This window comes from Pseudoalteromonas sp. R86517 (genome assembly GCF_042466295.1).
GTDB classification, from domain to species: Bacteria; Pseudomonadota; Gammaproteobacteria; order Enterobacterales; family Alteromonadaceae; genus Pseudoalteromonas; species Pseudoalteromonas atlantica.
In genome coordinates this window covers 394663-409077 of the sequence record NZ_JAXHCB010000001.1, presented here as the reverse complement: position 1 = coordinate 409077, position 14415 = coordinate 394663, and the positions used below count along the sequence as shown (strand labels likewise).

Genomic DNA, 14415 nt, shown 5'->3' with positions numbered 1-14415 from the left:
AAATAAACACTCCATGTTATCCAACACTAAATATGTTGGTATCGTTTTTTGTATTATTTGCTAAATATATGACTATTAATCATTCTCTGGGTCGCCGCGTTTGTTATATCGCTCTTTGAATGACTCATAGTCTTCGCTTTCAAGTAATAAAACATTTTGTAAAGTATAACTAGCCGCACCATATGTAAAATCAGCTGAAACAGAAACACTTTCCCCTATTTCAAAATCAGAACGATTAAACCCGCTAATTTCAGACTTGTTTATAGCAGCACACAACGAAGCTAACTTCTTTGGACCACTATTAATACTTATGCATAACTCAGATATTGGTTGGCCTTGCTGATCAACTTCGGGATACATTAGTATTATCCAGCTATCGTCCAAATTTTCACTATTTCCATCAACTAGTCGATGAATGTGTAATTTTTTTGCTTCATCTGAGCTCAGTACATTTTCAGAAATAACAAGCGATGTATTTTCAGCACTACATACCCAAAATGGGCAAAGTAATATAAAAACTAAAAGTATCTGCATACATCTCCTAAAATAAAACATTCAATAATCGCAACTAGTTTGTACTGGATTGCCCTGATTACTATAGAGCAATTTCCCATTCCCAGTTTCACACTCCACTATCGCATACTATTCAATCAAATGTTTAATTTCACATAAAAAACCGCGCTAACACTTTATAAAAAGCCTTAGCGCGGTTATTAATACTTTAAACCTAATTAACCAAATAACTAACTAAAATCGACCACCACTTCATAGCGCCCTGGCTTGTCGTTTACATCGTAAATCCAGCCGTGGCGTTTTATTATTTTTTCGCTTAATTGCAGGCCTAGTCCGTACCCTATGCTGGCGTGTTTTGCTGAAGGCGAGCTCGCTTTAGGGGCCTCGTCCTGCTTACTACAATTAACAATAGTCACTTTACTTCCTTGCTGCGTAATATGTACTTGGCCAAATTGGGTATGTTGGTAGGCATTACGAATTAAATTAGTCAGTACAATGTGGCACGCAGTAGCATCGGTGGTAATAACGCTCTCTTGTTGGGTGTTTAAAACCACCTCAACGTGCTTAGCATTAAGCAGGTAGTTAAGCTCATTACTCAGGGTCGTTATTTTATCACTAAGGTTTACAGGTTCTGGACTACTTTGCTGATCTTCGTTGCGGCTTAGCCATAATAACGTATCGGTTAAATCGCTCATGGTTAAACCGGCGCGCTCTATACGCTCAAGTGTAAGCTGCTGTTTATCACTTAACGGGGCTTTTTCGCTCAGCCGATTGAGTAGCTCAACGTTACTGCGAATAACCGAAATTGGCGTACGCAGCTCGTGGCTGGCATAGCTTAAAAAGCGCTGTTCACGCTCTACGCTTTCATTTGCCGAAAGTAAGCTGCTGCGTATTAATGTGGCTAAAGTGTTTAGTTCGTTATATGTAAAATCGGGCGGTGTTTGCTGTAGATTAGTTTGGTTTAACGATTTAGCCCAACCCCTTAACGACTCCACTGGCTTGGCTATTTTTTTCATTACCATAAACAAAAAAAACGCAAATAACACAATGGCAGCAATGCCTGTAATGGCAATCCATAGCATGCGTTGTTCGGGCTCTATATTAGCGAGCAATTGTGGTTTGTCTTTTTCGAGCATAATGCGCGATATATAACGCGGCTCGCCTTCGGGGTTTGGATAATACACCACAAAAAATAAATTTTGCGGCATAGAAAACATCGATGGCCTGTCTTTTGTTTTATGTAAAAGCCCCACCTCTGTTGGTTTTTTAAAACGCTGCTGAATTGACGCAGGCATGTCTTCCCAGAGACTTGCTATATTAAAGCCCACCAGCTCTTTTGTTTCCCCAGGCTTTACTTCAGTGGTTTGCGAAAGCTTTAACATAACTCCGTTTAAGCCTTTATCTAGCCCATCAATAAAGTAATTTACACTTAAAAACGAAAAGCCAATGGCCATAGCAGAGCTAAGCACCACCATACTGGCAAAAAAGTAGAGCCTTAAACTAGGCCTTATTTTCATTGTGGTTGCCCTTCATTTGCTGTTATTGCAAAGCCCACACTAGGAATGGTTTCAAGTGTAACTTGGTGTGTGGTTGCTTCTAATTGCTTGCGCAAATGATGCACATGCACTTTTAAACTGTTGCTGTCGGGCTGCTCTTCGCCCCATATAGCTTGCATAATGCTACTGCGCGTAACAGGCTGCGGCGCATGGCGTACTAAGGTTTCTAGCAATTTAAATGCAATGGGCGATAACTTTAATGTTTGCCCCTCTACATCGGCACTGCGCTTTGCTAAATCTAAATTTAAATTAGCTAAGGTGAGGCGTTTTGCCTCACCACTTTTGCGCTTTGCCAGTACTTGTACCCTCGCTACTAACTCTTTCATAGCGAAGGGTTTTACTAAATAGTCGTCGCTACCGGCGGCAAAGCCCTCAAGTTTATTATCGAGGCTATCGCGTGCGGTCAACATTAATACCGGAATATCTTTACCTTGTTCACGCAATGTTTTGCACATTGTTAAGCCGTCCATTTTGGGCATGTTTACATCTAAAATAATCATTTGATAATCATTAATTTGCAGTAAATTTAAGCCCAAAACGCCGTTGTTTGCATGGTCACACTCAATGTCTTCTATATCGAGGTAATCAACAATTGTTGTTGCCAGGTCTATGTCGTCTTCAACCAGTAGTACGTTTATCATTAAGAGGCAGCTCCTTGGGTGCGTTTACCACTTAAAAAGTCTAACACATTGGCAAGTAAGCGCTTAATGTCTATTTGAATCATTAATAATGCCGGAATAAGGATTAATGTAATAACCGTGGCAAACAAAATACCATAACCAAGTGATGCCGCAGCAGGGATTAAAAACTGTGCCTGCATTGAGGTTTCGCTTAATAACGGCACTAAGCCCGCATAGGTTGTAATTGAGGTAAGCATTACCGCGCGCAGGCGGCTTGTGCACGACTCTACAATGGCATCGTGCGTGCTCATGCCTTCATCTTTTACCAGCTCGTTAAAGCGCGATACCAATAATAGGCTGTCGTTTACAACGACCCCACTGAGCGCCAAAATACCATTTAAAGAAAGTATGCTGATGGTTAAGTCGTTCCACCAATGGCCTAAAATAGCACCCACAATACCAAACGGAATCGCCACCATAATCAACATAGGTTGAATGTACGATTTAAGTGGAATCGCCAGCAATACGTAAATAACTAATAACGCGGCTATAAACATAGTGGCCATTGAGCCTGTTGTTTCGTCTTGCTCTTCGGCTTCTCCGGCAAAGTGAATACTTAAGTTAGGAAATTGCGCGTTAAGCTCAGGTACTAAATCGCGGCTTAAGTTAGCAACTAATTCGTTAGATGCCACAATGTTTTTATCTACTTGTGCGCTTAAGTAAATTGCACGTAGGCCATCAATGCGGGTTATTTCATCTTGCTGATATTCGCTACTTATATTGGCTACGTTAACCAAAGGTACTACAGTGCCATCGGGTAATCTAATACGCGATTGCATTATATCGGCTGGTGTTTTACGGGCGTTTTCTGGGTAACGCACACGTACTTTTACTTCGTCTTTATCGCGCTGGTAACGCTGTACAATTGCTCCACCAAAAGCTTGTAATACTTGCTCTGATAGGCTCGCCGTATCCATACCTAAAGCGCGCCCTTGTGCATTTAAGGTAAATTTAAGCTGTGGCTGACCTGGGTTTAAATTATCATCTATGCCATTAACACCAGCAGTATTTTGTAAGCGCTCTTTAAACAGTGCGCCTGCGGCCATTACGGTTTCGTCATCCCAGGCTTTTAGCTCCACTTTAAAGTTATCGACCATTTTACGTGTAGCCAATACTTGTAGTTTTTTGCTGCCCTCTGGCATACCGGCAAGGCGCTGCCATTCTTGTGCAAATTCGCTTGCAGTAAAGTCGCCCTCGTTTAATAGCTCAACACTTACCGTACCGCTAGTATCGCTACTGCTCACTAATTGTAAGCTCGTTATTTCGCTCTCTTGCGAGTCAAACTTATCCATTAAATTTTGCTGGGCTTGTAGTGCACTTTGCTCAAGCGCTAACAAGTTTTTATTAGTTTGCCCATACGCTGCATCGTTTTGCATAACAAGTTCAGCGGTTACGGTATCGCCGGCAATACTTGGGAAAAAACCTACTTTTACTGCACCGGTCATAGGCATACCAACAACCAGAATAAAAAAGGCCACAAATGCAGCAACAATGGCGTATCTAAATCGTAACGAGTATTCAATAACGCGGCGGTACACTTTATCGCTAAACCAAGTTAGACCGCTGTCGGCGCCGTGCTGCACCTTTGACCACAAGCCACTAAGGCCCGACTTTAACTGGCGTTTAGTGCTTACGTGGGCTAAATGCGACGGTAAAATAAGTTTTGACTCAACAACCGAAAGCAGTAAACAAATCGTCACTACGGTCGCAAACTGAGAGTAAATTTTACCTAAATTGCCAGATACATTCGAAAGCGCAACAAACGCAGCTACCGTGGTTAATACGCCAAATATGGTGGGGACAGCCACCTTCATGGTGCCTAAAATCGTGTTATTAAGGGTGTCGCCGTGTTTTTTGCGAGTGGTGTAAATACTCTCCCCCACAACCACGGCATCGTCGACCACGATCCCCAACGCCATAATAAAACCAAAGGTGGTCATTTCATTTATGGTCAGCGCGGTGTAGTTGTCGGTCATAAAGTACAGTGTGCCAAAAAATACAAATGGCAAGCCACCTGCAACCCATAGCGCAACGCGTACATTTAAAAATATCGCTAAAATAACAAACACCATAATAATACCGGTTACGGCATTTTTAGTAAGCAGCGATAGGCGCTCGGTGATCATGGTGCTTTTGTCGTGCCAGCTTTCAAGCTCTACATTTTGCGGTAATAAGCCGCGCTCGTGCCATGTATCAATTACGCTTTGTGCTTGCTCAACTATGGTGGTTATATCGCTATTTTCATCCATTAAAATTTCAATGCCTACGGCATTTTGTTGGTTATAACGACTTAGTGAGTTGGTATCTTCTGCGAATGTGTCGGTAACGGTTGCTACATCACCTAATTTAATTTGTGTGCCTGATTGCGTTGTAAGTAACACTATATTGGCAAAGTCGCGCTGCCAGTAAGCTTGATCTGCCGCTTTTAGGCGCATTATTTTATTGCTATCGCGCAAGCTAGTAGAAAGCGGGCTCGATGATTCGTTGTTAATCACCTCGCTTACATCGCTAATTGTTAAACCGTAGGCTTGTAGTTTGCCTTCGTCGATTTCTACCGACATCATAGGGTCAAGCACGCCCGATTGCTCTACATCGCTAATGCCCGATTTAGCTAATAAATCGGCTTTTAGTTTTTCACCTAGGTTTTGCAACGTATGGCGGTCGGCATCACCAAATAATTGTAAAGTTAATGCGTGATCTTGCCTGCGCGCTTTGTCGATCACCGGCTCTTCGGCATCTGCCGGAAAGTTATTTATGGCATCAACTTGGTTTTTAACATCGGTGAGTAGCTCATCAAGCGAGTAATCGGTTTTTTTCTCAATGCTTACATGGCTGCCGCTGGCATCGGATGTAGAGGTAATGCGCTTAATACCCGGTACGGTTTCAAGGGCTTCTTCTACTTTTAGGGCGATGCCTTCTTCTGCTTGTAAGGCATCGCCACTGTCGTAAACCACCGATACCGAAATAGTATCTGGCTCAAGGCTTGGAAACGCCTCTTTACGCAAAGTAGAAAGCGACATTATCCCCATTACTATTACGCTAATGAGTAATAAATTGGCGGCCACTGAGTTGTTAGCAAACCAGCTAATAATGCCGTGCAAAGGGTTAGTATTATTAGGTAATTGCGGTGCTTGATGCGGGCTCATTATGGCATCTCCTCAACAATTGGGTTTACTAACATATCGTTTAAATAGCTTACGAGTGGGCGAGCCACCACACGTAAATTAGTGTGCCCTTCAATAGGAGAGATATAAACGTAATCACCGCGCTCAAATAGTTTTTGCGCTTGAATGCTCACTAACGTGTTTTGATCGTTTACGTACCAAATTAAGCCTTCTTGCGATACTGCTGAGGCGGGTAATTTAATTACGTTGTTAAGCGCTTTACCGGCAATTTGTACCGCTAAAAATGTACCTGGTAACAATGGTGTTTCTTGCTCAAAAGGTTTGTCTAGCGCAACCACTACACTGCGCTGGCGAGAGCTATCGTCAAGATGCTGCTCAAAACGAGCAATGTAACCTTGCCACTGATTCTGTGTTGTTACATCACTTAAAATAACCTCGCCCGACTTATCGCTTGCCAGGTTTTGCCATTGGCTTAATGAAAGCGGTACGCTAATTTCTACTTTGTCGGTGCTGTTTAATGTAGCAAGTGTATCGCCGATGCTTACGTAAGTACCTAAATCTACATCGCGCGATAAAATAACAGCATCAAACGGCGCACTTATATGGGTGTTTTTTTCATCACGCTGCGCAGTTTGTAGTGCGTATTGGGCGTTATCGGCCGTTGCTTGGGCAGCTTCTAGCTGTAGCGTTCTAAATACTAAAGGTGAGCTTGGCGCTTGTGTTACACCCGAGCGCTGCCATTCACGCTTTGCTTGGTTTCCTAAGTCTTGCTCTTCTTGTAGGGCAAGTTTGGCATCTGCTAATGTGGCTTTAGCGCTCGCAACTGCTTGTAAGTATTCGGTGTTATCTATTTGTGCAAGCACTTGGCCTTTTTTAACTACATTACCGGTAGCAAATTGCTCGCTCATATTCGTTATTTCGCCCTTAACTTGTGCTTTTAAGCTAAGCGCCCAGTGTGCTTTAGCCTCACCGTGGCCGCTAACATAGGCTTGATACGTACTTGGCACAGCGTTAATAACCGATACATTGGGTGCCACAGATTTAGCCGGCTCAGGCTTTGGGCCATTTGCTTGCTGCGCCATTTTTTGGCCGTTATATGAAATAGCAAGCCCTATACAAACAATGGCAACAAGAGTTACAACAACAGGTACTGGCGAAATTTTCATGACGATACTCCAAGGCCCAAGGCAAGGCCTAAATCTATACGGTTAGTTAAAAGGGTGTAATTTATTTGGCTAAGCTGAGCTTGTAGGTCGTACACCTGCTGCTGCACGGTTAGTAGGTCTAAAATATCAACCAAACCTTGCTGGTATTTGCTTTGGTAGTTGCTATAACTGCGCTTAGCACTGGCAAGTGCTTTACTAATTTGTAGCTGCTGCTGTGTTAATGATTGCTCTTGGCCTAGTGCGTTTTCTACTTCGTTTACGGCGCTAAGTAGCGTGTCTTGGTATTCCCAAAACGCCTGTTCGGCATTTAATTTTGCAATATCAACTTGTGCACGAAGTGCCCCGCCTTGAAACAACGGCGCACTTAAACTGCCTAATAAGTTCCAAACTGGGCTGGTTAATAATGCTTGGCTGGGTGTAGTTGCTAAATCGCTAAGCGAAGCCGAAAGCGTAATGCTTGGCAGTAAATCTTTGTAAGCAACATCCACTAAATAACGTTTAGATTGAATATTGTAATAGGCACTTTGTAAATCGGGGCGACGCGCTAAATCTTGCTCTGGTAGCGCGCTTAGCGGCTCAATAACCTCAGGTAAAACAGAGGTAGTAGGTAAGTTTTCAAGTTTATCAACGCCCACTAATAATACTAAACCACGTTTAGCTTGCGCTATTTGTTCTTGATAATCGGCAATAGTGGCTCGGGTAGAAGCGGTATTTGTACGCGCGGTATCAAGGGCTTCTAAATCACCTAAGCCGTATTGGTAACGCTCAACAATGCTTTGCTCGTTATTTTCTAAAACCGTTAAGCGCTGCTGCTCAATGTTAAGTAAATCTTGCTGCAAAATAATGTTTAAATACGTGCGCATCACGCTGGCTACTAAGGTGTCTTTAGCGCCTTGGTAAGTGGCCAGATTACTGGCTATGGTCATGTCTTGCGCGGCTACGTTATCAGCAATTTTTTGCCATACGTCGGCCTCCCAGCTAACCCCTAGTGATGAGCTGTACTGTGTGCCAGTTGTTTCGTTGCGCTGAGCGTCAAAATCGGCATCTACACTAAACCACTGGCTTGCTGCGGTAACATCGCGCTGCGCATAAGCAAGTTTTAGCGCCACATGCACTTGGTTAAATGAAGGGTTATTTGCAACGGCTTGGTTAATAAGCGAATCAAGCCCCGCTATATTCACTAAATCAGTGATATAACTTACCTCGGTTGCATTATCTTGTGTGTATTGCCAATTTGCATGCTGCTTTAGCGATTGCTCGGTGCTATTACCTGTATAGCTTGGCTGGCTACTACACGCAGCAAGCGTGCAGCTAAGTGCAAGCAATAAAACCGTTGAGCGCTTTTTAAAATAAACCATTTAACTGTGCCTAATTTACATCATTACACACAGTGTATTAGGGCAAGGGTTAAGGATGGGTTAAAAGGGGTTAACTAAAAACCTCAGTGAAGTATTTTTCACTGAGGTAGTAATATTTAAAGTGAGCGCGAGTAGCTTAGCGATATAAAATCGAGGCCTGGGTTGGGCTTTTTAATACCAGCGTTTGAATAATGAAAATACTTAAGCGACACGCTATGTTGCTCAGCCTCACCAAATTTCATGGCAATGCCTAGGCGGTCTTCAAACTGGTAATGTGTGCTTATGTTTTTTCCCGCAAATTTGGTGTCGTCTAATAAGCTTAAACCAATACCAAACTCGGCAAAAACGCGGTTCCCAGCAATACTGCCAATAGGATAAAAAATAACAGGTGAAAGCGATAAGCCTAAATTAGCGTCGTAGCGTTTTGGGTCATCGTATTCAAAAAAGTTGGCATTGGCTTCTAGGTAAATCTCTAGCTCTTCAAAGCCTTCTATTTGATAATCTAAGGCATATTGATAAGCCACCTTAATCCCTCGCACGTCTCCTTCACCTTGAATATAGCTCATCGAAAAGTAATCTTGTGCAGCCGTTGCAGCGCCTGCGTATAGCGTTATAGCTATTAAAAACAATTTATAAAGTTTCATGTTATTCACCTCAAGCAGCTCTATTTTTATTGCAATTGCTTGACCTAAACACAGCAAATTTAGCTGCTATAGATTAAGTAATGATTCAATGAGGTGCATACTAATTGCATTTAACTATTTTGATAATTGCAATTTAAGTGGAATAACTTTCTTCAATATATTGATAATTAAACAGTGATTGAGCGCACGCTAACGTGTGTTGTTAACCGCTTATATTGCTGCTTAAAAAGCTGCCAACCCACAATACCCGACAAGGTATTACCGCATGCCATACCGATAAATAACCCTGTTAAACCGTAAAAATACGAGCCTAACCAAAGTAGTGGTAAGTAACACAAAAATAGCCGCAATATGGAGATAAATAAGGCCGTGGTCGCAAAGCCCAGCGCGTTACATACCGATACCGTGATCATACATACACCCAAAGCCGCGTAGCTCAGGGGCACAAATGCAAAGTAATCTGTTAGGTTAGCTACTATTTCACTATTATTGCTAAGCGCATTTGCAAGCGGGTTAGCCACACCTAGCATAATAACCGCTAATAAAATTTGTATGCCAATTACAAAACCGCACGCAAGTTTTACTACGCTTAATATTTGCCTAAGCTCGCCCCGCCCTTTTAAATTTCCAACAATGGGGGGCAGCGCCATGGTAAGCGCTAAAATTAAAATAATCGCAATATATTCAATACGGTTTGCAAGCCCCCAAGCTGCTACAGCAAACCCACCATACGCGGCAATCAATGCCGTTACTATCATGGCTGAAATAGGCGGAATAAACTGTGAAAGTAAAGCCGGCGCCATCATTTTGGCAATGGCTTTTATTGCCTGCTCGGTGCGGTTTTTTAAAATGTCAAAGGTTACAAGTTCTCGTTTAATAAGCGTGTAAAACACCACTACTAAGCCTATTGAAAAAGCAACACAGCTTGCCCATGCAGCACCCGCTAACCCCATATCAAAGGTAAACATAAACAATGGATCGAGCGCTATATTTAACACACTGGTTAGCACCATAATTCGCCCAGGCAATAAGGTTTCGTTATGAGCACGGCAAATGCTGTAACCAAAATAAAGCAGCGCTCCAAGCCAGCAGCTTATTAGCCAAGGCAACCAGTAAAGCTCGGTTAAATTAAATAACGAAGGCGTTGCACCCAGCACTAAAATTATAGGCTGCTGAAAAAGCCACAACGCCAAGCACAATAGCGTTACTATTACGGTGCCAATAAATACGATTAAACTACCTAAGTAGCGTGCGTAGTTAACTTTATTTTCCCCAAGTGCAGTAGAAATGGTCGCAGTTGCCGCAATACCTAAGCCTACTTGTACTCCCACAATTACCTGAAAAATAGCAATACTAAAGGCAACTACAGCGAGCGGCTCAGCGCCTAGCTTAGCAATAAAAATACTATCAACCAGCTGGCTTCCCATAATAGAAAACAAGCCAACCAACATAGGCCATGTCTGCTTAAATAAATACTTTAAAAGTAATGATGTATTACGGCTCATAAGGCAGGCTCACTCTAAACTTAAAAATTTAAACGAGAAAAATACCGAAAAAAAAGGCGCTTATAGTAAGCGCCACAGGAAAAGTCACAATGAATAAGCTGCTAGTATATTTACACAACTAAGTATTGATAATATAGTTGTTTAAATAATCAGTTTATTGAAAAATTTGATAATGAACATTGCCCATTTAAATCTGTTTGTCAGAATCGCAACAACACATAATATTAGCTTAGCTGGCAAGGAGTTAGGTTTGTCGGCCGCGGTTTCTAGTGCCCAAATGAATAAGCTTGAAGAAACGCTCGGCGTTAAACTTATTCATCGTACAACCCGAAAAGTATCGCTAACCGAAGAGGGCCAAGCTTTTTTACCCCACGCCGAGGAAGTGCTTGCCAATGTTGAAATGGCACGCGCCTCGGTAGGTATTGGCAGTGTAACTCCACAAGGAAAATTGCGCATTACTGCTCCTGCTTCGTTCGGGCGAATGCATATTATTCCTGCATTGGCTGGATTTATTGAGCAATACCCCGACCTGACAATTGATTTACGCTTAAGCGATAGCATTATTGATATGGTTGGCGGAGGTTTTGATATAGCAATACGCGACGCCGCCCTAAACGACTCAACCCTAATTGCTCGAAAAGTTGCCCGCGATAAACGCTTAATTTGCGCATCGCCTAATTACCTTGCAAAACACGGCACCCCAACAACACCGCAAGATTTAAAAAATCATACCTGTGTTAATTTACATGGTTTAACTACGTGGTCGTTTATTACACCCGAGGGCACACAAAACATTAAAACCAATAACGTATTACAAGCCGATAACGGTGAAGCGGTGCGCGACGCGTGCGTGCAAGGCCTAGGTATTACGTTAATGTCGAGCTGGTGTGCCTATAAAAAACTACAAAGTGGTGAGCTGGTACAAATTTTACAAGACTACCCACTTGCATCCGACACCGCTATTTGGAGTGTTTACCCAAGTTCGCGTTTATTAGCACCAAAAGTAAGGGCCTTTATAGACTACTTTAGCGGCTACTTTGGTGACGAACCCTACTGGGAAAAAATATAATTATTTAACCGTAAAATATAAAAGCACAAACCTAGGTTTGTGCTTTTTGCGCTTTAAATATATGGAGCTTTATTGGTAAACCTTGGGCAAGTAAAAACAGCAGTTGCTAACTTGTACTTTTATACTTCGTATTTAATCGTGTAAGTTTATTAAATAACTTAATAACAACTCCCAATAATGTTAATTAAAAGCTAGCCATGCATCTCAAACATATCATTATCTCTTTTAAAACTTTCATTTTATTTGCACAATTTATTGCCATACTAAAACCTTCGTATATAAATCGTTTTGGGGTAAGTATGAGAACAATTAAACGAAGTCGTTTAAAAGCGCCTAGCGTTAACACTACAAAAACTAAGCTCTCATTTTGCCTGCTTAGTGCCACGGTACTTTTAACTGCATGTGGCGAGCAGATAAAAAGCGAAAGTACACCTGCCTCCCCAGAAGCTAAAAGCGCTAAAAACACGCTTATTAATACCGATGATTTTAATATTAAAGCCATGGTAAAGCTGCCACAAACTGTAGAGTGTACGCTTGAAAACGGCCTACAAACTCAGTGTGCTCAAGTGGTTTTAAAATATCAGCCCGACAACATTGAAGTCGGCCCTTTTTGCCCAGAAACACTCGACGACGTAGGCGGAATTTGGGATTGGGATGGCACCGATGCGGGGCTATATAGGTTAGATAAAGCATTTTTAACCATGCTTAACGAGCAAGGTTTTACCTTTTACGATGAAGACGGCAAAGTGCATATTGTTGATAACGCGACCATTCACCCAACAGTTGATCATGCATGTATTAATGTATCGGTAGATAAAAGCGTAGAAATTACCGCCCTTTTACCACTCCACCCTGTTATGTCTGAGCAATCAACAGCGCTGGGCACTGTATCTAAAGTGGGTATAGCGCTTGCGGGTGTGCCTATTTTTTCGGATGCGCCAAGTGTGCAACATACTGGGCATTTACCCGCGCTTGATACCTGCGCAGGCCATATTGATCCGGGCGGTTGGTACCACTACCACGGCACCGCTAGTGATATAGACAGCGTATATAAACACGAACATGTAAACGCCAACTGTAATAATTTAGCGCAAAAGCCAAGCGCCCTATTTGGTTATGGCTTTGATGGCTACCCAATTTACGGAAGCCAAGAAATTGATGGTACATCCCCAACCGAGCTTGATAGCTGTAATGGCCACACAGGCCCCGTGGGTGAAAGCGGCATAGTTACTTACCACTACCATGCAAGTAATACATTCCCTAACTTACCTAAGTGCTTAAAAGGCGTGGTTGCACAAAACAACTTTACGACCACAGCACAAGCGGGTGTAGGGGCCAAGCCACCTGAAGGCACTATAATATCTCGCCATGAACCACCTGGTGGCGGCGGTCCAAAGGCGGGTGGCCCTAACGGCGGCATGTCGCCACCGGGGTTTGCTGAGGCAGCTAACAAACTAGGCGTTAGCGAAAAAGTGCTTATGCAAGCAATGCAAAAAGCCGGCGGCCCTAATGCCGATTTAACGGTTGTAGCAAAGGCACTTAACGTAACACCGGAGCAATTAAAAGCCGCCTTACCAGAAAAACCTAAACGCTAATTAACCTGAACTCTGGTTAGAGATTTGCTAACATATTGAACTATGGTGATATTTAAGTTTATTTTCTCTAACCAGAAACTTTCAGTGAAAATAAGGCAAATTTACGCGTCAATAGCTGGCCTATTGCAAGTAAGTTAAACGCGGTTTGCACTGAATATAGCTGCCCGAGATAGATTTATTATCCAAATTCAGGCTAATTATAAATTACGTCAAGTGTTAAAAGCACTTGCCGTAACAATTAGTTACGCAACTTATAGCCTATAAAAGTTCCTAAAATCGTCAAAAATGTGAGAAAACGTTGGCTTGTGTCAAGAACAGTAAACGTTAGTAAAAAGCTGTAAACACGCCCCTGTTATCGGTTACATGTCAGTTACCATTCAGTTTAAAGCGCTAGTATTGAACCCAGTTATGTAACAACATACACGAGGCACTAGTATGAAACTGACTCAATTACTCCCTGCTCTACTTGCCATAAGTGCAGTATCTGGCGCTGCATATGCAGCACCCAATGAGCGAGAACACGCAAAAAGTTTTAATAATGAGCGCGCAAAACGCATCGAATACAAACGAGATGAGCGCCGCGATGACAAAAAACAGCGTATAGAATATAAAAAAAACGACCGTAAAGAGCGCAAACAAGCCAAACGCGAGCACCGCAAAGAGCAAAAGCGCAAAGTTGCCCATTACAAACAGCAGCAACGCACTCGTAATTATTTTAAACATAATCGCCACAACGTAGTGACCTACCGGCCTGGGCATTATTTTAATCATTTACCGCGCAATAGTGCTTCAATCAGATTTAATGGCATTACGTTTACATTTAGTGATGGTATTTACTATAGAAAAGCAAAAAGAGGCTACCACGTAGTTAAGCCACCAAGAGGCTTAAGAATACGCTCACTACCAAGGCATTATTCACACTTTAAACGCCATAATACCACTTACTATACCTACCAAAATGTATATTACGTGGCAGATAATAATGGTTATAGAGTAGTTGATGAGCCTAAAATAGTGGTTAATCAGGCTATTAAGGTAGGCAGTGCTAAAAATTATGATTTAGGGCAAACCTACGACACCCTCCCTATTTCGGCAGAGGCTGTCACGATTAACGATCAACAATATTTTAAGTACCAAGATATTTATTTTTTACCGCAAATAAACGGTGACGAAATAAAATATTTAGCGATAAATTTAGGGTAAA

Annotated in this window: 11 protein-coding genes; 3 read left to right on the top strand and 8 right to left on the bottom strand. The window is 42.3% G+C overall.

The annotated features are described in order from the left end of the window. Positions 1–75: 75 nt before the first annotated feature. From SJY38_RS01875 to SJY38_RS01840, 8 genes are all read right to left on the bottom strand, one after another. A complete protein-coding gene (locus SJY38_RS01875; RefSeq protein WP_248451228.1) occupies positions 76–534 on the bottom strand; it encodes a hypothetical protein in 459 nt (152 codons plus the stop codon). A 209-nt stretch (positions 535–743) separates the two neighbouring features. Next, the gene (locus tag SJY38_RS01870) at positions 744–2030 is read right to left on the bottom strand and encodes a sensor histidine kinase (protein WP_377109201.1); all 1287 of its coding nucleotides are present in this window, start codon (positions 2028–2030) and stop codon (positions 744–746) included. Next, on the bottom strand, positions 2027–2710 hold the full coding sequence (locus SJY38_RS01865) for a response regulator transcription factor (RefSeq protein WP_377109200.1): 684 nt from the start codon (positions 2708–2710) through the stop codon (positions 2027–2029). Before SJY38_RS01865 ends, SJY38_RS01870 begins: the two co-directional genes overlap by 4 nt. Beyond that, positions 2710–5895 carry an efflux RND transporter permease subunit gene (locus SJY38_RS01860; protein WP_377109199.1) on the bottom strand — a complete coding sequence of 1062 codons (3186 nt, stop codon included), beginning with the start codon at positions 5893–5895 and terminating at the stop codon, positions 2710–2712. Before SJY38_RS01860 ends, SJY38_RS01865 begins: the two co-directional genes overlap by 1 nt. Continuing rightward, positions 5895–7040 (bottom strand): efflux RND transporter periplasmic adaptor subunit, encoded by a 1146-nt coding sequence (locus SJY38_RS01855; protein WP_377109198.1) that lies wholly within the window; start codon positions 7038–7040, stop codon positions 5895–5897. The genes SJY38_RS01860 and SJY38_RS01855 overlap by 1 nt, the downstream gene beginning before the upstream one ends. Beyond that, positions 7037–8398 carry a TolC family protein gene (locus SJY38_RS01850; RefSeq protein WP_377109197.1) on the bottom strand — a complete coding sequence of 454 codons (1362 nt, stop codon included), beginning with the start codon at positions 8396–8398 and terminating at the stop codon, positions 7037–7039. Before SJY38_RS01850 ends, SJY38_RS01855 begins: the two co-directional genes overlap by 4 nt. Positions 8399–8514: 116 nt before the next feature. After that, positions 8515–9042 (bottom strand): acyloxyacyl hydrolase, encoded by a 528-nt coding sequence (locus tag SJY38_RS01845; RefSeq protein ID WP_377109196.1) that lies wholly within the window; start codon positions 9040–9042, stop codon positions 8515–8517. 167 nt (positions 9043–9209) lie between these two features. Further along, entirely contained in the window at positions 9210–10547 is a 1338-nt protein-coding gene (locus SJY38_RS01840; protein WP_377109195.1) for an MATE family efflux transporter, read from the bottom strand. A gap of 172 nt (positions 10548–10719) precedes the next feature. On the opposite strand from SJY38_RS01840, the gene SJY38_RS01835 reads away from it, so the two are divergent. The 3 genes from SJY38_RS01835 to SJY38_RS01825 all read left to right on the top strand — a co-directional run bounded on the left by SJY38_RS01835 (position 10720) and on the right by SJY38_RS01825 (position 14414). Then, the gene (locus SJY38_RS01835; RefSeq protein ID WP_039972407.1) at positions 10720–11616 is read left to right on the top strand and encodes a LysR family transcriptional regulator; all 897 of its coding nucleotides are present in this window, start codon (positions 10720–10722) and stop codon (positions 11614–11616) included. A 299-nt stretch (positions 11617–11915) separates the two neighbouring features. Continuing rightward, positions 11916–13211, top strand: coding sequence for a YHYH protein (locus tag SJY38_RS01830; RefSeq protein ID WP_377109194.1), 1296 nt, complete (start codon positions 11916–11918; stop codon positions 13209–13211). Between the two features lie 435 nt (positions 13212–13646). Continuing rightward, on the top strand, positions 13647–14414 hold the full coding sequence (locus tag SJY38_RS01825; protein WP_004588873.1) for a DUF6515 family protein: 768 nt from the start codon (positions 13647–13649) through the stop codon (positions 14412–14414). The last annotated feature ends 1 nt before the right edge of the window (position 14415 follow it).